This is a genomic window from Nocardioides koreensis (genome assembly GCF_039531775.1).
GTDB classification, from domain to species: domain Bacteria; phylum Actinomycetota; class Actinomycetes; order Propionibacteriales; family Nocardioidaceae; genus Nocardioides; species Nocardioides koreensis.
Window position 1 is genome coordinate 103,617 of the sequence record NZ_BAAAQR010000013.1, and the last position, 21,746, is coordinate 125,362.

Sequence of the window (21,746 nt, forward strand, 5' to 3'; positions counted from 1 at the left end):
CGTGTCCTTCCTAACCGACCCGCTCCGGGCGACCGAGCAGGCCTTGCGGCCTGACCAGCAGCAGGAGGATGAGGATCAACAGCGCGGTCGCGTACTTGAAGTCGCCGGGCATGCCCAGGACCGGGGAGAGCTCGACGACGAGGCCGATGATGAGCGACCCGACCAGGGCCCCGAACGCCGTACCGAGGCCACCGAGGGTGACCGCCGCGAAGAGCAGCAGCAGGATCTGCATGCCCGAGTCCCACTTGATGCCGTTGGTGACCAGGGCGTACAGCAGGCCGGACAGGCCGGCGAGCGCCATGGCGACGGTCCACACGAGCCGGATCACCTTGTCGACGTCGATGCCCGAGGCCGCGGCGAGGGCCGGGTTGTCGGAGACGGCGCGGGTGGCGCGTCCCACGCGGGTGCGCAGCAGCGCGTAGCCGACGGCGGCGATGACGACGATCGAGATGCCCATCGCCACGAACGACTGGTTCGTCATCGTGATCGGGCCGAACTCGCGGACCGAGGGGTTGTCCTGGACGACGCGGACGGTGCGCGCGCCGACGGTGTACTGGAAGGTGTACTGCAGTGCGAGCGAGAGACCGATCGTCACGATCATCAGCTGCGTGAGCCCGAGACCGCGGCGGCGCAGTGGCTGCCACATCACGCGGTCCTGGAGCCAGCCGGTGAACCCGCAGAGGATCACCACGAGGATGCCGCCGACCCAGAGGTTGAGCCCGTGCTCGTTGATGAGGACGTAGCCGAGGATGCCGCCGAGGCCGACCTGCTCGGCGTGCGCGAAGTTCGACAGGCCGGTGGTGCCGTAGATCAGCGACAGCCCGATCGAGGCAAGCGCCAGCAGCAGCCCGAGCCGCAGGCCGTTGGCCGAGCTCTGGACCAGCTCGTCGAACTTGCTGGTGGAGGAGACGTACGCCGAGGTCCGCACCGGGATCAGCGCCGGCGTGGTCTTGGAGAACTTCGCCTGGACGGTGATCTCGGAGGCGCCGGAGGCGGCCACGCCGTCGGGCAGCGTGTCCTCCTGCAGGGCGACCTTGTAGGGCCCCTCCTCCTTGACCGAGACGTTCCACCGTCCGTCCTCGCCGGTCACGACCTCCTGGGCGTTGCCCGCCTCGTCGGTGACCGTCAGCTTCACGTCCGGGACGACGCCCTCGTCGGAGCGGACGGTGCCGGCGATGCAGGCCGCGGTGTCGGACGGCAGGCACAGGGTGCCGACGGCACCCGCCGGCGGGGCCGAGATCAGCAGGAGGAGCGGGGACAGGAGAAGCAGTGCGACGAAGCCGGCAACGCCTCGGGCGACGCCCGTTCCTGGGTCCCGTTCACGGACTGTGGGTCGAGAAATCAACTGGCCCTCCTCACGCACCCGGGCGGGCGCTGCCCGGCAGTCTAGGGGTCCCGCACGTGGGCCGCGCCACAACCCAGGCGAGACCAGGCGCGGCCTTTACCGAGTCGTGACATCGGCGAGACGTGCCCGTGCCACCAGCGCCCCGGAAGGTCGGAGCGTCAGCCGGCCAGGCCGGGACCGTGGGCGACGACACCCTCCGCGACCTGTCGCATCGACAGCCGCAGGTCCATGGCGGTCTTCTGGATCCACCGGAAGGCCTCCGGCTCGGAGAGCTCGAGCTGCTGCTGCAGGACGCTCTTGGCCCGGTCGACCGCCTTGCGCGTCTCCAGCCGGTCCTGCAGGTCGGCGACCTCCTGCTCGAGCAGGGTCACCTCCGAGAACCGGCTGACGGCCATCTCGATCGCCGGCACCAGGTCGCCCTTGGAGAACGGCTTGACCAGGTAGGCCATCGCGCCGGCGTCCCGTGCCCGCTCGACCAGGTCGCGCTGGGAGAAGGCAGTGAGGATGACCACCGGGGCGATGCGCTGGCTCGCGATCCGTTCCGCGGCCGCGATCCCGTCGAGCACCGGCATCTTGACGTCCAGGATGACCAGGTCGGGCCGGAGCTGCTCGGCGAGCTCGACGGCCTTGGCGCCGTCGCCGGCCTGGCCCACGACGTCGTACCCCTCCTCGGTGAGCATCTCGGCCAGGTCCATGCGGATCAGCGCCTCGTCCTCGGCGATGACGACGGTGCGCGTGGCGGGGGTGGCGGGCTGGGTCACGCGCACAGATTATCCGCAGCGGACCGGCTGCTCCCCCGCCGGTCAGGTCAGGCGGAGGCGGCGCGCCGGCTGTTGAGCTCGGCCAGGTGGAGCTCGACCTCGTCACGCTCGACGCGGCGCCGGCTCAGCTCCGTCGCCAAGGGGTGCTCGCGGTCGCGCATCGGATAAGGTCATGCCGCGCCGGCCCCGGTAGCCCAACGGCAGAGGCGATGGTCTCAAACACCATTCAGTGTGGGTTCGAATCCCACCCGGGGCACGGATCGGCACCTCCTGTCGGCGCTGGCTGGCACCCTCACGGCATGCGCTCCCGCGCGGTGCGACAGCAGGCACTGGATCGACTTCGGTCGGGCGCCACGCTGTCCGAGGTCAGCCGGGAGCTGTCGGTCAGCCGCTCCACCCTGCGGTGCTGGCGCGAGCAGGGCCCCCGCCCGGAGCAGGCCTGCTGTCCCGCGTGCGAGGACTCGGACCTGCCCGGCCCCGAGTACGCCGCGCTCCTGGGCTACTACCTCGGCGACGGATGCCTGAGCGAGGCTGCCCGCTACGTCGCACTTCGCATCTCATGCGACACGCAGTACCCCCTCGTCGTGCACGACGTCGTTGCCGCCGTGACGGCAGTGCATTCCACACGCGCCGCCTTCCGGGTCACGGCACCCGGGTGCGTCGTCGTCCAGTCGCACTGGAAGCACTGGCCCTGCCTCTTTCCCCAGCACGGGCCGGGGCGCAAGCACGAGCGGCCGATCGTGCTCGAGGAGTGGCAGCGGGAGATCGTCCAGGCTCAACCCGCCGACTTCCTCCGCGGGCTGTTCCACTCCGACGGGTCCTGGGTGCGAAACTGGGCGAGCCGGATGGTCGCGGGCGAGCGCAAGCGCTACGACTACCCGAGGTGGCAGTTCACCAACGTGTCCGACGACATCCGCGGGCTCTGCGGCTGGGCGCTCGACCTGGTCGGGGTCGCCTGGCGCCGGTCGAACTGGAAGACGCTCAGCGTCTCACGGCATGCGGACGTTGCGCGGCTCGACGAGCTGATCGGGCCGAAGCGGTGAGCGTCACTGAGGACGGCGATAGGCGGGGGCGACCTGGTTGATCGCGTCGCCCATGCGGTGGATCCGCAGCGCGTTGGTCGACCCCGGAATGCCGGGCGGGCTGCCCGCGATGATGACGACGAGATCGCCCTCCTCGACCCGGCCGATGCGCAGCAGCTGCTCGTCGACCTGGCGCACCATCTCGTCGGTGTGCTGCACCGGCGAGGTCTTGAACGTCTCCACGCCCCACGACAGGGACAGCTGCGAGCGCACCGCGGCCTCGGGGGTGAAGGCGAGCAGCGGGACCGGTCCGCGCAACCGGGACATCCGGCGGGCCGAGTCGCCGCTCTGGGTGAACGCCACGACGTACTTGGCCTCCATCCGCTCGGCGACCTCCGCGGCCGCCTTGGCGATCACACCGCCCTTGGTGTGCGGGTCCCAGTCGATCTCGCGGACCCTGCCCGGACCGGCCTGCTCCATGGCTCGCCGCTCGGTCGCGGTGATGATCCGGGCCATCGTCTCGACGGTGTGGACGGGGTACTCCCCCACACTCGTCTCGCCGGACAGCATCACCGCGTCGGCACCGTCGAGGACGGCGTTGGCGACGTCGGAGGCCTCCGCGCGTGTCGGCGCCGGGTTGGACACCATCGACTCGAGCATCTGCGTGGCCACGATGACGGGCTTGGCGTTGAGCCGGGCCTTCTCGATGACCTGCTTCTGCAGGAACGGCACGTCCTCGAGCGGACACTCCACGCCGAGGTCGCCGCGCGCCACCATGAAGCCGTCGAACGCCGCGATCACCTCGTCGAGGTTCTCGATGGCCTGCGGCTTCTCGATCTTCGCGATGACGGGGAGGCGGATGCCCTCCTCGTCCATGATCTTGCGGACGTCGTCGGCGTCCTTGGCGTCGCGAACGAAGCTGAGCGCGACGAAGTCCACGGTCAGGTGCAGCGCGAACCGCAGGTCCTCGATGTCCTTCTCCGACAGCGCCGGCACGGAGACCGCGACCCCGGGCAGGTTGATGCCCTTGTGGTTGCTGACCTTGCCGCCGACGAGGACCTCGGTGCGGACGTCCCGGTCCTCCACCGCCGTCACCCGCAGGCGCACCTTGCCGTCGTCGATGAGGATCGGGTCGCCGACGTTCACGTCGCCCGGCAGCCCGGAGTACGTCGTACCGCACTGCTTGTCGTCGCCCGGGACGTCACGCGTGGTGATGGTCCACTCCTGGCCCCGGCGCAGCGTCACCGGCCCGTCGGCGAACGTCGCCAACCGGATCTTCGGGCCCTGCAGGTCGGCGAAGATGCCGACCCCGTGGCCGCTCGCGTCCGAGGCCTCCCGCACGAGGCGGTAGGCCTCGGCGTGGTCGGCATGGCTGCCGTGGCTCATGTTCAGCCGCGCGACGTCCATGCCGGCGTACACCAGCTCGCGGATCCGTCGCGGGGAGGAGGTTGCCGGGCCGAGGGTGCAGACGATCTTGGCTCTACGCACGGACGCAGCCTAGCGGGTTCTTAGATCGTTCCAACACTGGCCGCGTCGACACCCCGGGCGATCAGTCGGCCGAGTCGGCGCAGTTGTTCCGGATGTCCGGGACAACTGCGCCGACTCGACGTGCGCTGCGGGTGGAACTGCGCCGACTCGGCGTCGGAGCTCAGACCACCAGAGGGCGCTCGGTGGGCTCGATCGGCGCGGGCAGCGTGGTGGAGCCGGTGAGGAAGGTGTCCACGGCCGCGGCGGCGGCCCGGCCCTCGGCGATCGCCCACACGATGAGCGACTGGCCGCGGCCGGCGTCGCCGGCGACGAAGACACCCGGCACCGACGACATGTACGCCGCGTCGCGCGCGACGTTGCCGCGCCCGTCGAGGTCCACGTCCAGCTGCTCGACCAGCCCCGCCTTCTCGGGGCCGGTGAAGCCCATGGCGAAGAGCACCAGCTCGGCCGGGATCTCCCGCTCGGTGCCCTCGAGCTCCACCAGCTTGCCGTCCTCGAACTTCACGTCGACCAGGCGCAGCGCCCGGACGTTGCCGTCCTCGTCGCCGAGGAACTCCTGGGTGGAGACGGAGTACACCCGCTCCCCCGCCTCCTCGTGGGCCGAGGAGACCCGGAAGATCATCGGGTAGGTGGGCCACGGCTGGCCGGACGGCCGCAGCTGCGGCGGCTCGGGCATGATCTCGAGCTGCGTGATCGAGGCGGCACCCTGGCGGGTGGACGTGCCGAGGCAGTCCGCGCCGGTGTCACCGCCACCGATGATCACGACGTGCTTGCCCTCGGCGGTGAGCTGGCCCTCCACCTCCTCGCCGAGCGCCACCCGGTTGGCCTGCGGGAGGAACTCCATGGCCTGGTGGATCCCGCCGAGCTCGCGGCCGGTGATCGGCAGGTCGCGGGGCTCGGTGGCGCCCATCGCGAGCACGACCGCGTCGTACCGCTCGCGCAGGCTCTGGCCGGTCAGGTCGCCCCCGACATCGACGCCGGCCCGGAACACGGTGCCCTCGCGCCGCATCTGGTCCAGCCGCCGGTCGAGGTGCTGCTTCTCCATCTTGAACTCGGGGATGCCGTAGCGCAGCAGCCCGCCGATCTTGTCGGCCCGCTCGTAGACCGCGACCGTGTGGCCCGCGCGGGTCAGCTGCTGCGCGGCGGCCAGGCCCGCGGGTCCGGAGCCGACCACGGCGACCGTGCGGCCCGAGAGCCACTCCGGCGGCTGCGGCCGGACGTTGCCGGTCTCCCAAGCCTTGTCGATGATCGAGACCTCGACGTTCTTGATGGTGACCGGGTCCTGGTTGATGCCCAGCACGCAGGCGGTCTCGCACGGGGCCGGGCACAGGCGACCGGTGAACTCCGGGAAGTTGTTGGTCGCGTGCAGGCGCTCGATCGCGCCCTCCCAGTCGTCACGCCAGACCAGGTCGTTCCACTCCGGGATGATGTTCCCGAGCGGGCAGCCCTGGTGGCAGAACGGGATGCCGCAGTCCATGCAGCGGCCGGCCTGCTCGGTGATGATCGGCAGCAGCGCACGCCCGGCACTTCCCGGGTAGACCTCGTTCCAGTCCTGCACCCGCTCCTCGACGGGCCGGCGCCCGGCCACCTCGCGGCCGTGCTTGAGGAATCCCTTGGGGTCAGCCATTGCACGCCTCCTTCGTCGGCGAGCAACGGCCCGCCATGCTGTGCTGGAATTCCATGTCTTCGCTTCGCTCAGCCATGGAGGGCCTCCTTCGCCGGCGAGCAACGGCCCACCATGCTGTGCTGGAATTCCATGTCTTCGCTTCGCTCAGCCATGGAGGGCCTCCTTCGCCGGCGAGCAACGGCCCACCATGCTGTGCTGGAATTCCATGTCTTCGCTTCGCTCAGCCATGGAGGACCTCCATGATCCGGGCCGCGGCCTGCTCCTCGTCGAGGCCGTCCTCGATGGCCTCGGCGCGAGCGTCCAGGACCCGCTTGTAGTCACTGGGCATGACCTCGGTGAACCGCGCGACCGCGGCCGGCCAGTCGGCCAGCAGCTCCTCGGCGATGGCCGACCCGGTCTCCTCGAAGTGGCGGGTGACCAGGGCGTGCAGCTCGTCGACCGCGTCCCCCTCGACCTTGCCGAGGTCGACGAGCTCCGGGTTGACCCGGGCCTCGTCGAGGTCGAGCACGAAGGCGTACCCACCGGACATGCCCGCCGCGAAGTTGCGGCCGGTCGGGCCGAGGATGACGACGATGCCGCCGGTCATGTACTCGCACCCGTGGTCGCCCACGCCCTCGACGACGGCGTGGGCACCGGAGTTGCGCACGCAGAAGCGTTCGCCGACGACGCCGCGCAGGAAGATCTCGCCCGAGGTGGCGCCGTACCCGATGACGTTGCCGGCGATGATCTGGTCACCGGCGTCGAACGCCGCCGCCCGGTCCGGGCGTACGACGACCCGGCCGCCGGAGAGGCCCTTGCCGACGTAGTCGTTGGCGTCGCCCTCCAGCCGCAGGGTGACGCCCCGCGGCACGAACGCGCCGAAGGACTGGCCCGCCGAGCCGGTGAAGGTCAGGTCGATCGTGCCGTCGGGCAGGCCCTCGCCGCCGTACCGCTTGGTCACCTCGTGGCCGAGGATCGTGCCGACCGTGCGGTTGACGTTGCGGATCGCGACCTGCGCCCGGACCGGCTCGCCCTTCTCGAGGGCGGCCCGGGCCAGCGGCACCAGGTCGGTGACGTCGAGCGCCTTGTCGAGCCCGTGGTCCTGGACCGTGGTGTTGCGCAGCGCCGCACCCTCGGGCAGCGCGGGCTTGTGCAGGATCGGCGACAGGTCGAGCCCGGCCGCCTTCCAGTGGTCCACGGCCCTGGCCACGTCGAGCACGTCCACCTGGCCGATCGCCTCGTCGAGCGTGCGGAAGCCCAGCTCGGCCAGCAACTCGCGGACCTCCTGCGCGATGTACTCGAAGAAGTTCATGACGAACTCCGGCTTGCCGGTGAACCGCTCGCGCAGGGTGGGGTTCTGCGTCGCGACGCCCACGGGGCAGGTGTCGAGGTGGCAGACCCGCATCATGATGCAGCCCGACACCACCAGCGGCGCGGTGGCGAAGCCGTACTCCTCCGCGCCGAGCAGCGCGGCGATCACGACGTCGCGGCCGGTCTTCAGCTGGCCGTCGGTCTGCACGACGATCCGGTCGCGCAGGCCGTTGAGCAGCAGCGTCTGCTGGGTCTCGGCGAGGCCGAGCTCCCAGGGGCCGCCGGCGTGCTTGAGCGACGTCAGCGGCGAGGCCCCGGTGCCGCCGTCGTGGCCGGAGATGAGCACCACGTCGGCGTGCGCCTTCGACACACCCGTCGCGACCGTGCCGACGCCGACCTCGGAGACCAGCTTCACGTGCACGCGGGCCTCGGGGTTGGCGTTCTTCAGGTCGTGGATCAGCTGCGCCAGGTCCTCGATCGAGTAGATGTCGTGGTGCGGCGGCGGGCTGATCAGGCCCACGCCCGGCGTGGAGTGCCGCGTCTTGGCCACCCACGGGTAGACCTTGTGGCCGGGCAGCTGGCCGCCCTCGCCGGGCTTGGCGCCCTGGGCCATCTTGATCTGGATGTCGTCGGCGTTGGTGAGGTACTCAGACGTGACGCCGAACCGGCCGGACGCGACCTGCTTGATCGCGCTGCGGCGCTCGGGGTCGTGGAGGCGGTCGGAGTCCTCGCCGCCCTCACCGGTGTTGGACTTGCCGCCCAGCCGGTTCATCGCGATCGCGAGGGTCTCGTGGGCCTCCTGCGAGATGGACCCGTAGGACATCGCGCCGGTGGAGAACCGCTTGACGATCTCGGAGACCGGCTCGACCTCGTCGATCGGGATCGGCCCGCGACCCGAGACCGACGCGTCGGCGAAGCGGAACAGCCCGCGCAGCGTCATCAGCCGCTCCGACTGCTCGTCGACGCGCGAGGTGTACTGCTTGAACACGTCGTAGCGCCCGGCACGCGTCGAGTGCTGGAGGCGGAAGACGGTCTCGGGGTCGAACAGGTGCGGCTCGCCCTCGCGCCGCCACTGGTACTCCCCGCCGATCTCGAGCTCGCGGTGCGCGGGCGCGATGCCGGCCCGGGGGTACGCCGTGGCGTGGCGCCGGGCGACCTCCTCGGCGATCGTGTCGAGCTCGATGCCGCCGAGCTTCGAGGTGGTGCCGGTGAAGTACTTGTCGACGACCGACTGCGAGAGCCCGACCGCCTCGAAGATCTGGGCCCCGGTGTACGACGCGACCGTGGAGACGCCCATCTTGGACATCACCTTCAGCACGCCCTTGCCGAGGGCCTTGATCAGGTTGGCGACGGCCTTGTCGGCCTCGGCCTTGACGTAGTACCCCTCGCGGGCGAGGTCCTCGACGGACTCCATCGCGAGGTACGGGTTGACCGCGGCCGCGCCGTAGCCCACCAGCAGCGCCACGTGGTGCGTCTCGCGGACGTCACCGGCCTCGACGAGGAGGCCGACCTGGGTGCGGGTCTTCTCGCGGACCAGGTGGTGGTGCACCGCGCCGGTCAGCAGCAGGGACGGGATCGGCGCCAGCTCGGCGGTGGAGTGCCGGTCGGAGAGCACGATGATCCGCGCCCCGTCGGCGATCGCCTCGCTGACCTCCTGGCAGATCTCCTCGATCCGCTCGGCCATCGCACGGCCGCTGCCCTCGACGTCGTACAGGCCGCGGGCCACGTGGGTGATGAAGCCCGGCATGTCGCCGTCACGGTTGATGTGGCGGATCTTGGCCAGGTCGTCGTTGGAGATGACCGGGAACGGCAGCACCACCTGGCGGCACGACGCGGGCGCCGGCTCGAGCAGGTTCGCCTCCGGGCCGATGGTGCCGTTGAGCGAGGTGACGAGCTCCTCGCGGATGGCGTCCAGCGGCGGGTTGGTGACCTGGGCGAACAGCTGCGCGAAGTAGTCGAACAGCAGCCGGGGCTTCTCGCTGAGCGCCGCGATCGGGGTGTCGGTGCCCATCGACCCGATCGGCTCGGCCCCGGTGTTGGCCATCGGGGTGAGCAGGATGCGCAGCTCCTCCTCGGTGTAGCCGAACACCTGCTGGCGCCGGGTGACCGAGGCGTGGGTGTGCACGATGTGCTCGCGCTCGGGGATGTCGTCGAGGTGGATCAGGCCGGCGTGCAGCCACTCGTCGTACGGGTGCTCCGACGCGAGCTCGGCCTTGACCTCCTCGTCCTCGATGATCCGGTGCTCGTCGGTGTCGACGAGGAACATCCGGCCCGGCTGCAGCCGGCCCTTGCGGACCACCTTCGCGGGGTCGATGTCGAGGACGCCGACCTCCGAGGCGAGCACGACCAGGCCGTCGTCGGTCACCCAGTAGCGCGACGGGCGCAGCCCGTTGCGGTCGAGGACCGCACCGATCTGGGAGCCGTCGGTGAAGACGACGCAGGCGGGGCCGTCCCACGGCTCCATCATCGCGGAGTGGAACTCGTAGAAGGCGCGGCGCCGGGCATCCATCTCGGCGTGGTTCTCCCACGCCTCGGGGATCATCATCAGCACCGAGTGCGGCAGCGACCGGCCGCCCATGTGCAGCAGCTCGAGCACCTCGTCGAACGACGCGGAGTCCGAGGCGCCCGGGGTGCAGACCGGGAACAGCCGCTCCAGGTCGCCCGGGACCAGGTCGGAGTCGAGGAGCGCCTCGCGGGCGCGCATCCAGTTGCGGTTGCCCATGACCGTGTTGATCTCGCCGTTGTGGGCGATGAACCGGAACGGGTGCGACAGCGGCCAGCTCGGGAAGGTGTTGGTCGAGAACCGCGAGTGGACCACGGCCATCGCCGAGGTGACCCGCTCGTCGCGCAGGTCGGGGTAGACCTCGTCGAGCTGGGCCGGGGTCAGCATGCCCTTGTAGACCAGCGTTCGCGACGACAGCGAGGGGAAGTAGACGTCGGTCTCCCGCTCCGCCCGCTTGCGCAGGCAGAACGCAAGCCGCTCGAGGGCCATGCCGGTCACCCGCGAGCCGGCGCCGGCCACGAAGAGCTGGCTGAACGACGGCATCACGCCGCGGGCGGTCTCGCCGAGCGACTCGGGGTCGACCGGCACCTCGCGCCACCCGAGGACCGCGAGGCCCTCCTCGGCGGCGATCTCCTCGATGCGGCGCCGGGTCTTGGCGACTGCCTCGGCGTCGCCGGGCAGGAAGGCGGTGCCGACGGCGTAGGAGTGCTGGCCCGGGAGGTCGAAGTCGACCACCGCGCGCAGGAACGCGTCCGGCACCTGGATCAGGATCCCCGCACCGTCACCGGAGTTGGGCTCGGCGCCCGCGGCTCCGCGGTGGTCGAGGTTGAGCAGGGCGGTGATCCCCTGCTTCACGATGTCGTGGCTGGCGACGCCGGTCAGGGTGGCCACGAACGCCACACCACACGCATCATGCTCGTGGGTGGGGTCGTAGAGCCCTTGGGGCGGCGGGAATGCGTGCTGGTACGGCACCGGGCATTCTCCCGTCGTCGTCGTGCCGGTGCGCCCCGGAGCACCGGGACCGCGCCGACGGATCGGCCGTGCAAGTGGGTTGCAGCGAAGGCGTTGCAGGGGACGACATTGGCCCTAGCGGAGGACTCAGGCTACCACCGAGTCAGGACCGGGAGCACCGGCTGCCTGCGGTGCGGACACCCTCACCCGGCGGTGTCGGAGCTCCCGCCGACGGGGCGGTCGGCGGCGTGCGCGTCGGCCACCTCCGGCTCGTGACCGGGCCGGTAGACCTCCTCCTCACGGCCGGGTCGCAGCCTGCTGCTGACCACGAAGTAGATCGCTGCCGCGACGAAGAGCACGATCGAGGTCCACACGTTGAAACGCAGCCCGCCGACGTCCTTGAGCTCCACGTCGTCGATGCGCAGCATCTCGATCCAGCCCCGCCCCGCGGTGTAGGCCATCACGTAGAGCGCCACCACCCGACCGTGGCCGAGCCGGAACTTGCGGTCGGCCCAGATCACGAAGCCGAACGCGCCGAGGTCCCACAGGCACTCGTAGAGGAACGTCGGGTGGAAGGTGTCGTACTGGAAGTAGCCCTCCGGACGGTTCCCGGGGGCGATCTCCAGCCCCCAGGGCAGGTCGGTCGGCTTGCCGAACAGCTCCTGGTTGAACCAGTTGCCCCAGCGTCCCAACGCCTGGGCGACGAGCACGCCGGGCACCATCGCGTCGAGGACCGGCAGCAGCCGGATCCCCTTGCGGCGGGCTCCGATGTAGACGCCGAGGGCGCCGAGCGCGATCGCGCCCCAGATCCCGAGTCCCCCGCGCCAGACGTAGAGCGCCTCGATCGGGTGCTTGCCCTCGCCGAAGTAGAGGGCGTGGTCGGTGAGCACGTGGTAGATCCGGCCGCCGACCAGCCCGAACGGCACCGCCCAGACCGCGAGGTCGCTGACCTCGCCGGCCCGGCCGCCGCGGGCCACCCAGCGGCGCTCGCCGATCCAGATCGCGGCGACGATGCCGAGGATGATCGCGAGGGCGTAGCCGCGGATCGGCACCGGCCCGAGGTACCAGACGCCCTGGGACGGGCTGGGGATCGAGAGCAGCGTGAGCATCATCGGTCAGTCCCCCTGGGCGAGCAGCGTGTGGATGTCGGCGGCGAACTGCGCCGAGGAGGTGTCCTGGGACCAGTAGACGGGTGCCTGGTCCTGGGCGTCGATGGCGGTCACCGTGGTGCCGTGGGTGACGTCGTAGCCGCCGGAGGGCAGCTTCTCCCCCTGGCTGACGCCGACGCCGAGCGGCTTGCCGAGGGCGACGATGTCCTCCAGGTCCCCGGTGAGGCCGATGAAGTCCGGGTCCACGTGCTCGAGGTAGTCGTGGAGCACGGAGGTGGTGTCCCGGGCCGGGTCGGTGGTCACGTAGACCACGTCCACCTTCGCGCGGTCGGCGTCGCTGAGGCGCGTCATCGCCGAGGCGAGGTTGGCCATCACGACCCCGCAGATGTCGGGGCAGTGGGTGTAGCCGAAGTAGACCAGGGTGAGCGGCTTGTCGGTGCTCCGGGTCAGCGAGTAGTCGTCGCCCGAGGTGTCGGTCAGCGGGGTGCCGACGACGGTGAACGGCGGGTCGAGCCGGTGGCCGGTCAGTCCGCCGCCGGCCGACTCCGCGTCACCCCCGCAGCCGCTCAGCAGCACCAGGCCCGCCGCCAGCGCTCCCGCGAGTGCCCTACGCACGGCGCACGCCCGCGGCCAGGTCCTCGGTGAGCGCGGTGAGCACCCGTAGGCCGGCGGCACGGTCGTCGGGGTGGTCGAGCAGGGCGCGCACGAACGCCGAGCCCACGATCACGCCGTCGGCGTACGAGGCCACCTCGGCGGCCTGGTCGCCGTTGCTGACGCCGAGCCCGACGCCGATCGGGAGGTCGGTGTGCGCGCGGGTGCGGGCCACCAGCGGGCCGGCGAGGTCGCTGGTGGTGGCCCGGGCGCCGGTGACGCCCATGACGGCGGTGGCGTAGACGAAGCCGCGGCAGGCGGCGGTCGTCATGGCGATCCGCTCGTCGGTCGAGGAGGGCGCCACCAGGAAGATCTTGTCGAGGTCGTGCGCGTCGGCGGCGGCGATCCACTCACCGCCGCTGTCGGGGGTCAGGTCGGGGGTGATGAGGCCGGATCCCCCGGCGCTCGCGAGGTCCGCCGCGAACCGCTCCACGCCGTAGCGTTCGACGGGGTTCCAGTAGGTCATCACGACGGTGGGCGTGCCCGTGGCCGCCACCGCCTCGACGGTGCGCAGCACGTCGGTGGTGCGCACACCGCCGTCGAGAGCCTGCTGCGCGGCGGCCTGGATGGTGGGCCCGTCCATGACCGGGTCGCTGTAGGGCAGCCCGACCTCGATGACGTCGCAGCCGGCGGCGACCATGGCGCGCAGCGCCTCGATGCCACCGTCGACGTCCGGGAAGCCGGCCGGCAGGTAGCCGACGAGCGCGGCCCGGCCGTCGGCCTTCGCCTTCTCGAACGCGGTGCTGGTGCTCATTCGTGGTCCCCCACGGGCTCCTCGGTGACCTGGTCGGGGTCGCCGAGCCCGAAGTACTCGATGGCGGTGCCCATGTCCTTGTCGCCGCGCCCGGACAGGTTGATGATCACGGTCGCCTCGGCCCCCTTCTCGGCGGCCAGGCGCTCCGCGACCCGGAGCGCGCCCGCGACCGCGTGGGCCGACTCGATGGCCGGGATGATGCCCTCGGTGCGGCTGAGCAGGGCCATCGCCTCCATCGCCTCGTCGTCGGTCACGGGCAGGTACGTCGCGCGTCCGGTCGCCGCGAGGTGGGCGTGCTGGGGCCCCACCCCGGGGTAGTCGAGGCCGGCGGAGATGGAGTGGGACTCGATGGTCTGGCCGTCCTCGTCCTGGAGGACGTAGGTGCGCGCGCCGTGCAGCACCCCGCGGGCGCCGGCGTGGATCGTGGCCGCGTGCCGCGGGGTGTCGACGCCCTCGCCACCGGGCTCGAAGCCGTAGATGGCGACCTCCGGGTCGTCGAGGAAGGCCGTGAACAGCCCGATCGCGTTCGACCCGCCCCCGACGCACGCGGCGACGGCGTCCGGCAGCCGTCCGAAGCGGTCCAGGCACTGCTGGCGCGCCTCGTCGCCGATACCGCGGGTGAAGTCGCGGACCATGCTGGGGAACGGGTGCGGGCCGGCCGCCGTCCCGAAGAGGTACGCCGTGTGGTCGACGGTGGCGACCCAGTCCCGGAGCGCCTCGTTGATGGCGTCCTTGAGCGTGGCGCTCCCCGACTCGACCGGCACCACCTTGGCGCCGAGCAGGTGCATCCGGGCGACGTTGAGGGCCTGCCGACGGGTGTCGACCGCGCCCATGTAGACCGTGCAGTCGAGCCCGAAGTAGGCCGCCGCGGTGGCGCTCGCGACGCCGTGCTGGCCGGCGCCGGTCTCGGCGATCACCCGGGTCTTGCCCATCCGCCTGGTCAGCAGGGCCTGGCCGAGGACGTTGCGGATCTTGTGCGCACCGGTGTGGTTGAGGTCCTCGCGCTTGAGCAGGATCCGGGCGCCGACCTTCGTCGAGAGCCGCTCGGCGAGGTAGAGCGGGCTCGGCAGCCCGGCGTACTCACGCAGGATGGCGTCGAACTCGGCGACGAAGGCCGGGTCGGCCATCGCGTCGTGCCAGGCGACGGTCAGCTCGTCGAGGGCGGCCACCAGCGCCTCGGGCATGAAGCGCCCGCCCCAGCCGTTCTCGGGGCCGCCGAACCAGCCCTGGTCGTCGGCGTCGTACCCGGTGGGCCGCTCGACGTTCGTGGTCATGCCCGCACTCCTGTCATCCCTCGGACGGCCCGCTCGGGGTCCCCGTCCTTCACCAGCGCCTCGCCCACGAGCACCGCGCGGGCGCCCTGGGACACGAAGCGCAGCACGTCGTCGCGGCCGAAGATGCCGGACTCGGCCACCTTGACCCGGTCGTCCGGGATCAGCGGCGCGAGCCGGCCGAAGGTGTCGCCGTCGACCGCGAGGGTCTTGAGGTTGCGGGCGTTGACGCCGATCAGCTCGGCGCCCAGCGCGACCGCGCGCTCGGTCTCGGCCTCGTCGTGGACCTCGACCAGGACGGTCAGGCCCAGCCCGCGGGCCTCGTCGTACAGCTCCTTCAGCTGGTCGTCGGTGAGCGCGGCGACGATCAGCAGCGCGAGGTCGGCGCCGGCGGCGCGGGCCTCGACCAGCTGGTAGGGGGTGACGATGAAGTCCTTGCGCAGCAGCGGCGTGCCCACCGCGGCCCGCACCGCGCGCAGGTCGTCGAGGCTGCCGCCGAAGCGGCGCTGCTCGGTCAGCACGCTGATCGCGGCGGCGCCGCCGGCGGCGTACCGCCGGGCGAGGGCCGCCGGGTCGGTGATGTCGGCCAGGTCGCCCTTGCTCGGGCTGCGCCGCTTGACCTCGGCGATCACGCTGGATCCCGGGGCCCGGAAGTGCGGCATCGGGTCGCGCGGCGGGTCGACGTCGGCGAGCGCGGCGCGCAGGTCGGCCAGGCCGGTCACGGACTCGCGGGCGGCGAGGTCGGTCCGCACGCCGGCGACGATGTCGTCGAGCACGGACATGGGACCTCCGATGGATCGTGACGGGGTGGGTGCAGGCACAAGCCTCTCACCCGAGCGGTGACGTCACCGCAGGGGCTCAGGGAGCGAGCCAGGCTCCCCAGGGCAGGTTACGGGCGGCCGTGAAGACCACCAGCAGCACCACGAGTCCCAGCCAGAGCGGGCGCGGCACCGCCAGCGGCGCCATCGCGGCTCCGCCGCGCCAGCAGGCGGTGACCCGGCGGGCCCAGAACGCCACCACCAGCGGCGCGGCGACCACCAGGAGCAGGTTGCTCGACGCCGCCGCGGCCAGGTCGAGGTGGGTCAGGTCGTTGACCGCCCGCAGGCTGCCGCAGAACGGACAGCTGAAGCCGAGCAGCGCCGTCGGGCAGTAGCCCCAGGAGCCCGACGCGTGCGGGTCCCGGACGTGCAGCGCCACGGTCCCGAGCGCGGCCACCGCACCGGCCGCGAGCGGCAGGGCCAGCCGCTGGAGGCGGCCCGGCTGTGTGAGCGGCGGAGGTGGCGCGGTGACGGTCACGGCATGATTAGTGGCTGGAGGCGTTGAAGCCCATCTTGGCCATCACCCCGTAGACGACGAGCGCGGCGGCGCAGAGCGCGACGCCCACCCAGAAGATCGTGTAGTTCACCGGGTCGAGCATGAGTCCGACCCCACCCACGACGAAGCCGAGCAGCGCGACCGCGACAGCACTCCAGGCTGCGGGTGTGTTGCCGTGGTTGTCAGACATGCAGGGCTCCTCGGGGGGCGTGGGTACGTCGTGCGGTCGTGCGAGGCACAGTCTATTCAGCCGGTCCGGCGGTGGGGTCGCGACCCTCGTCCATGGCCTTCCACAGGTCGAGGCTGGACTGCTGGGCGGGGTCGGCCGGCTCCGGCTCGGCCCGCTCGCCGGCGGGAGCGTCGTACCTGCTGCCCATCTCGGGCCAGGCGGGCGCCCAGCGCACCGCGAGGACCGTGGCCACCAGGGAGAGCACGGCGCCCGCCGCCGCGGCCCAGAACCACGCGGTGTGGTCGAGGGCGATGTCCGGGACGCCCACGTCGGCGTAGTCCGAGCGCAGCGAGTCCACCACCGAGGACCAGCCGGTCACCACGGTGACCAGCAGGCCGGCGGAGGTGACCGCGCCCAGCACGGCGACCGCGCGGCGTACCCGGCCCCGGGTGACCAGCACCACGCCCCAGCAGGCGAGCACCACCAGCGCCAGCGCGCCGGCGGCCGGCATCTCGCCGGGGTCGGCGGTCAGCGGCACGGCCGCGAGCCGCTCGGACCCGGCGCCCCGACCCTCGGCCCACGGCTTGTTGCCGGCCACGGCGGCCAGCCCCGCGCTCGCGAGGCCGAGCAGGGCGACCGGCGCGAAGGTGCGGCGTCCGCGCGGCTCAGGCATGGCGGGGCGCCGGCAGCAGGTCGGCGTCGAAGCAGGTGCGGTCCCCGGTGTGGCAGGCCACCCCCTCCTGGTCGACCTTGACCAGCAGCGTGTCCCCGTCGCAGTCGAGGCGGACCTCCTTGACCCACTGCACGTGGCCGGAGGTCTCCCCCTTGATCCAGTACTCCTGGCGGCTCCGGCTCCAGTACGTCGCCCGGCCGGTCGTGAGCGTGCGGTTCAGGGCCTCGTCGTCCATCCAGCCCAGCATCAGCACCTCGCCGGTGTCGTGCTGCTGGACCACCGCAGGCACCAGCCCGTCCGCCGTCCGCTTCAGCCGGCCGGCGATGTCAGGGTCCAGGGAAGTGGTCACCGTTCGATTGTCCCTCACCAGATCTCGAGACGTGTCGCCCGCCCGTCGCTGCCGCTGCGGCCGGGCCGAGCCCTCCTCGATCTGCGGCCCTGATCGGTGACCGGGCTCGCTAGCTCGCCCCGTCCCCGGGGCCTTGCTGCGCCACCCACGACTCGTGCAGGCCCGCGTAGACCCCGTCCTGGTCCACCAGCTCGCGGTGCGGACCGCGCTGGACGATGCGGCCCTTGTCGACGACGACCACCTCGTCGGCGTTCTCCGCGGTGGACATGCGGTGGGCGATGGTGACCGACGTGCGGCCGCTCATCAGCCGCTCCAGCGCCCGGCCGATCCGCATCTCCAGCGCGGGGTCGACCGCGCTGGTGGCCTCGTCGAGGACCAGCAGGTCGGGGTCGGCCAGGTGCGCGCGGAGCAGCGCGACCAGCTGCCGCTCCCCCGCCGACAGCGACTCGCCGCGCTGGCCGACCCGGGTCGCGAGCCCGGCCGGCAGCCCGGCCAGCCAGTCCCCCAGGCCGAGCGCGTCGGCGCTGGCGCGGGCGTCGGCCTCCGAGGCGTCCAGCCGTCCGTAGCGGACGTTGGCGAGCAGGGTGTCGTCGAAGAGGAAGCCCTCCTGCGGCACCAGCACCACCCCGCGCCGCAGCGAGGCGTGCGCGATCGTGCTCACGTCGACGCCGTCGAGGAGCACCCGCCCCTCGGAGGGGTCCATCAGCCGGGTGAGCAGCTTGGCGAAGGTGGACTTGCCCGAGCCGGTCTCGCCCACGATCGCGACGCGGGTGCCGGCGGCGATGTCGAGCGTGACGTCACGCAGCACAGGAGGCCCGCCCGGGTAGGCGAACGTGACGTCCTCGAAGCGGACGTCGATCGGCCCCCGCGGCAGCGACGCCCCCTCCGGGCCGGGGTCGACCAGGTCGGCGGGGGTGTCCAGGATCCCGATCACGCGCCGCCAGCCCGCGATGGCGTTCTGGGCGTCGGTGAGGATCTGGGTGCCCATCTGCACCGGCCCGACGAACAGCGAGACCAGGAACGCGAAGGCGAGCACCTTGCCGGCGGTGATGTCGTCGGCGAAACCGAGCCAGATGCCGACGATCAGCACCCCGGCGTTGGCCAGCCCGGCCGAGACCCCGCCGAGCGAGAACGAAAACGCCGTGAAGCCCTGGGCGCGGGTGCTCGCCGCCTTGTGCGCGTCGATCGCGTCGTCGATCCGGCGCTGCGTGCGGTCCTCGACGGCGTACGAGCGGACCACCGCGGCGCCCACCACCGGCTCGGAGACGGCCGAGAGCAGGATGCCGACCTGGCGCCGGACGGTGCCGTAGGCGTCGGACAGCTTGCGCTGGAAGAAGCGCAGCGACAGGAACAGCGGCGCGAAGCAGACCCAGACGACGATCGCGAGCTGCCAGCTGTAGATCAGCATGATGATCGTCGCGACCAGCATCTGGCCGACGCTGACCACGAAGATCAGGCCGCCGAAGACGAGGAACTGGCTGACCTGGTCGACGTCGCTGGTGACCCGGGCCACCAGCGCACCGCGGCGCTCGGTGTTCTGGGTGAGCAGCGGCAGGTCGTGGACGTGGCGGAAGGCCTTGATCCGCAGCGTGGCCAGGCCCTTCTCCGAGGCGGTGAAGAGCCGGCTGGTCATGGCGTACGACGCCCAGCTGGTCACGCCGACGGCGACCGCGGCGGCCAGCCCCATCAGCACCGTGAAGCGCACGTCGGGACCGCCCGGGCCGTTCAGCCCGCGGTCGAGGGTCTGCTGCACGGCGATCGGCACGATCACCTGGCCGACCGAGGCCAGCACCGCCAGCACCAGCGTCCAGCCGATGCCCTCCTTGAGCTCCGGGGAGAAGCGGACCCCGCGCCGGATCGTCTCCAGCGCGGCGATCTCCTCGCCGGTGTCCATGCGGGTGCCGCTGGTGCGCTCCGCCGCCGTGGTGGTCACTGGGCCTCTCCCGCCAGCTCGCCGGACAGGTCGGAGGGATGGCCCTCGGCGTGCTCGTAGGCGTTCACGAGCCGGGAGTACGACGGGCTGCGTCCCAGCAGCTCCCGGTGGGTGCCCCGATCCGCGATCCGGCCGTCCTCGAGGTGGACCACCTCGTCGGCGAGGCCGATGGTGGCCTTGCGGTAGGCCACGACCACCAGGGTCGAGCCGGAGTCGCCCGAGCGGAGCGCCTCGAGGATGCGTGCCTCCACCTCGGGGTCGACCGCGGACGTGGCGTCGTCGAGGATCAGCAGCCGGGGCCGGCGCACCAGCGCCCGGGCCAGCGAGATCCGCTGTCGCTGGCCGCCGGAGAGCGAGGTGCCGCGCTCCCCCAGCCGGGTGTCGAGGCCGTGGGACAGGGCGGCCACGAAGCCGTCGGCCTGCGCGGCCCGCAGCGCGGCCCACACCTCCTCGTCGGAGACGTCGGCGCCGAGCGTGACGTTGCCGCGGACGGTGTCGTCGAAGAGGAACGCGATCTGCTGCACGATCGCGACGGAGCCGGCCAGCTCGCCGCGGGCCAGGTCGCGCAGGTCGGTGCCGTCGAGCAGGATCCGGCCGCCGTCGGGGTCGACCAGCCGGGTCATCAGCGTGGTGAGCGTGCTCTTGCCGGACGCGGTGGCCCCCACCACGGCGACGGTGCGGCCCGGCCCGACCTCGAAGCTGACGTCGTCGAGCAGCCGCTGCTCCGGGTCGTGGGAGTAGGACAGCCCGTCGACCACGAGGTGGGCGCCGCCGACGTCCCGCGACAGGAACCGGTCGCCGTACTGCATCTCCCCGGTCGCCTCGAGCACCGCGGTGACCCGGCGGAACCCGACCACGCTGCGCGGGAACTCACCGAGCAGCCAGCCGATCGAGCGGATCGGGAACGAGACGATCGTGAGCAGGTACGCCACGGTGACCACGTCGCCGGCGTCGGTCGCGCCGGAGAGCACCCGCGACACCCCGACCGCGAGGACGATGAGCACGCCGAGGCTCGGCAGCGCCGCCAGCACCGGGTCGAACGCCGCCCGCACCCGGCCCGCGCGGATGTTGACGTCGCGCAGCTCGTGGGCCGTCGCGGCGAACCGCCGCATCTCCTCCTCCTCGCGCCCGAGCGTCTTGACGACGAGCGCGCCGTCGAAGGACTCGTGCGCGATCTCGCTGACCTCGGCGCGCAGCTGCTGCGCGCGCGTCATCAGCGGCGACGCGAGCCGCTGGTAGGCGAGGTTGGCGGCGATCACGGCGGGGAAGACCAGCAGCCCGACCACGGCCAGGACCAGGTCGGCGAAGAACATCTGGGCGATCGCGATCACCATCATCGCGAGCGTGCCGACCGCCATCGGCAGCGGCGCGATCGGGCCCCAGGCGGCCTCCACGTCGGCGTTGGCGTTGGAGAGCAGCTGGCCGGTGGGGTGGCGCTGGTGCCACTCCATCGGCAGGGAGAGGTACTGCCGGGTCACGGCCCGGCGGGTGTGCGCCTGCATGCGGTACTGCATGACGCCCGCACCGAGACGTCGGGCCACGATGCCCACGGCGCGCAGGATCGCCACGCCGAGGAAGAGCGCGAGCACCGCCCACAGCAGCTTGCTGTCGATGGTGCCGTTGTCGAAGGCCGGGAGCACGACGTGGTCGGTCGACCAGCCGAGCACCCAGGCGTCGGCGACGGTCAGCGCACCGAAGAGCAGGCTGCCGATGGTGGAGACGGTGAAGATCCACGGCTCCCGCCGGATCGCGACCCCGAGGACGGCGAACCCCTCGCGCGTCGTCGATCTGCCCCTGCGCCCCCGGTCGCCCTTCACCGGCTCAGGGTATTCCGGGCGACGGACACCGGCCGAATCGCGCGGGTCACCGTGGCCGCGACACCTATGCTCGCGGCATGGGCAACCCCTCGCTCGCCCGGCGCGAGCGCCGTGACCTCTGCGACACCGCGCTGGCCCTCGGTGAGGACGCCCCCACCCTGTGCGGGGACTGGACCGCCAAGGACCTGGTGACCCACCTGCTGGTGCGGGAGAACCGCCCGCTCGGCGCCGCCGGGATCGCCGTCCCCGTGCTGTCCGGCCTGACCGAGCGCGACATGGCGCAGGTCGGCAGGCACGACTTCGGGGTGCTCGTCGAGAGGCTGCGCCGCCCGCGGTTCACGCCGTACGCCCTGCCGCCGGTGGACCGGCTGCTGAACACCCTGGAGTACTTCGTCCATCACGAGGACCTGCGTCGCGCGCAGCCGGACTGGGAGCCGCGCGCGCTCGACCAGCGGGACCAGTCGCGGCTCTGGTCGGCGATCAGGGTCGCCGGGCGTGGGCTGGTGCGTCCCGCCGGGGTGCCGGTGCAGATCCGGCGCAGCGACACGGGCGCCACGGCCGTGCTGCGCCGCGGTGACGACCCGGTCGTGGTGACCGGTCTCCCCTCCGAGCTGGTGATGTTCCTCTTCGGGCGTGACCGGTTCCGGAGTCTCGACTTCTCCGGTCCGGCCGACCGGATCGCCGCCCTCAAGCGGTCCGAGCTGGGGATCTGACGCGGG

Annotated in this window: 18 protein-coding genes and 1 tRNA gene; 3 read left to right on the plus strand and 16 right to left on the minus strand. The window is 72.0% G+C overall.

What is annotated here, in order from left to right; genetic code table 11:
* Positions 1–10: 10 nt before the first annotated feature.
* A complete protein-coding gene (locus ABD268_RS18665; RefSeq protein WP_344155870.1) occupies positions 11–1,345 on the minus strand; it encodes a branched-chain amino acid ABC transporter permease in 1,335 nt (444 codons plus the stop codon).
* A 158-nt stretch (positions 1,346–1,503) separates the two neighbouring features.
* Positions 1,504–2,106: an ANTAR domain-containing response regulator gene (locus tag ABD268_RS18670; protein ID WP_344155873.1), complete on the minus strand. Its 603-nt coding sequence runs from the start codon at positions 2,104–2,106 to the stop codon at positions 1,504–1,506.
* 183 nt (positions 2,107–2,289) lie between these two features.
* Between ABD268_RS18670 and ABD268_RS18675 the strand changes: the two genes are divergently transcribed.
* Together ABD268_RS18675 and ABD268_RS18680 are read left to right on the plus strand one after the other, a co-directional pair.
* Positions 2,290–2,362: transfer RNA gene (locus ABD268_RS18675), tRNA-Leu, on the plus strand.
* 43 nt (positions 2,363–2,405) lie between these two features.
* A complete protein-coding gene (locus tag ABD268_RS18680) occupies positions 2,406–3,149 on the plus strand; it encodes a helix-turn-helix domain-containing protein (protein WP_344155876.1) in 744 nt (247 codons plus the stop codon).
* A 3-nt stretch (positions 3,150–3,152) separates the two neighbouring features.
* Here ABD268_RS18680 and pyk read toward each other — a convergent pair whose 3' ends face one another.
* From pyk to ABD268_RS18750, 14 genes are all read right to left on the minus strand, one after another.
* Positions 3,153–4,616 (minus strand): pyruvate kinase, encoded by a 1,464-nt coding sequence (gene pyk / locus ABD268_RS18685; RefSeq protein ID WP_344155879.1) that lies wholly within the window; start codon positions 4,614–4,616, stop codon positions 3,153–3,155.
* Positions 4,617–4,776: 160 nt separating this feature from the next.
* Positions 4,777–6,243 (minus strand): glutamate synthase subunit beta, encoded by a 1,467-nt coding sequence (locus ABD268_RS18690; RefSeq protein WP_344155882.1) that lies wholly within the window; start codon positions 6,241–6,243, stop codon positions 4,777–4,779.
* 220 nt (positions 6,244–6,463) lie between these two features.
* Positions 6,464–11,008 carry a glutamate synthase large subunit gene (gene gltB / locus ABD268_RS18695; RefSeq protein WP_344155885.1) on the minus strand — a complete coding sequence of 1,515 codons (4,545 nt, stop codon included), beginning with the start codon at positions 11,006–11,008 and terminating at the stop codon, positions 6,464–6,466.
* Between the two features lie 182 nt (positions 11,009–11,190).
* Positions 11,191–12,099, minus strand: coding sequence for a prolipoprotein diacylglyceryl transferase (gene lgt / locus ABD268_RS18700; RefSeq protein ID WP_344155888.1), 909 nt, complete (start codon positions 12,097–12,099; stop codon positions 11,191–11,193).
* A gap of 3 nt (positions 12,100–12,102) precedes the next feature.
* The gene (locus ABD268_RS18705) at positions 12,103–12,711 is read right to left on the minus strand and encodes an SCO family protein (RefSeq protein WP_344155891.1); all 609 of its coding nucleotides are present in this window, start codon (positions 12,709–12,711) and stop codon (positions 12,103–12,105) included.
* Entirely contained in the window at positions 12,704–13,501 is a 798-nt protein-coding gene (gene trpA, locus ABD268_RS18710) for a tryptophan synthase subunit alpha (RefSeq protein WP_344155894.1), read from the minus strand. Before trpA ends, ABD268_RS18705 begins: the two co-directional genes overlap by 8 nt.
* Positions 13,498–14,775 (minus strand): tryptophan synthase subunit beta, encoded by a 1,278-nt coding sequence (gene trpB / locus ABD268_RS18715; protein WP_344155897.1) that lies wholly within the window; start codon positions 14,773–14,775, stop codon positions 13,498–13,500. The genes trpA and trpB overlap by 4 nt, the downstream gene beginning before the upstream one ends.
* Entirely contained in the window at positions 14,772–15,554 is a 783-nt protein-coding gene (gene trpC, locus ABD268_RS18720) for an indole-3-glycerol phosphate synthase TrpC (protein ID WP_344155901.1), read from the minus strand. The genes trpB and trpC overlap by 4 nt, the downstream gene beginning before the upstream one ends.
* A gap of 76 nt (positions 15,555–15,630) precedes the next feature.
* Positions 15,631–16,068, minus strand: coding sequence for a DUF2752 domain-containing protein (locus ABD268_RS18725; protein ID WP_344155904.1), 438 nt, complete (start codon positions 16,066–16,068; stop codon positions 15,631–15,633).
* A 7-nt stretch (positions 16,069–16,075) separates the two neighbouring features.
* Positions 16,076–16,276: an HGxxPAAW family protein gene (locus tag ABD268_RS18730; RefSeq protein WP_344155907.1), complete on the minus strand. Its 201-nt coding sequence runs from the start codon at positions 16,274–16,276 to the stop codon at positions 16,076–16,078.
* A 52-nt stretch (positions 16,277–16,328) separates the two neighbouring features.
* Positions 16,329–16,928 (minus strand): Trp biosynthesis-associated membrane protein, encoded by a 600-nt coding sequence (locus ABD268_RS18735; RefSeq protein ID WP_344155910.1) that lies wholly within the window; start codon positions 16,926–16,928, stop codon positions 16,329–16,331.
* Complete coding sequence (hisI, locus tag ABD268_RS18740; RefSeq protein ID WP_344155913.1) at positions 16,921–17,277, minus strand: phosphoribosyl-AMP cyclohydrolase; 357 nt, start codon at positions 17,275–17,277, stop codon at positions 16,921–16,923. Before hisI ends, ABD268_RS18735 begins: the two co-directional genes overlap by 8 nt.
* Before the next feature lie 109 nt (positions 17,278–17,386).
* Positions 17,387–19,210: an ABC transporter ATP-binding protein gene (locus ABD268_RS18745; RefSeq protein ID WP_344155916.1), complete on the minus strand. Its 1,824-nt coding sequence runs from the start codon at positions 19,208–19,210 to the stop codon at positions 17,387–17,389.
* Positions 19,207–21,027 (minus strand): ABC transporter ATP-binding protein, encoded by a 1,821-nt coding sequence (locus ABD268_RS18750; RefSeq protein WP_344155919.1) that lies wholly within the window; start codon positions 21,025–21,027, stop codon positions 19,207–19,209. The genes ABD268_RS18745 and ABD268_RS18750 overlap by 4 nt, the downstream gene beginning before the upstream one ends.
* A gap of 77 nt (positions 21,028–21,104) precedes the next feature.
* On the opposite strand from ABD268_RS18750, the gene ABD268_RS18755 reads away from it, so the two are divergent.
* Complete coding sequence (locus tag ABD268_RS18755; RefSeq protein ID WP_344155922.1) at positions 21,105–21,740, plus strand: TIGR03085 family metal-binding protein; 636 nt, start codon at positions 21,105–21,107, stop codon at positions 21,738–21,740.
* The last annotated feature ends 6 nt before the right edge of the window (positions 21,741–21,746 follow it).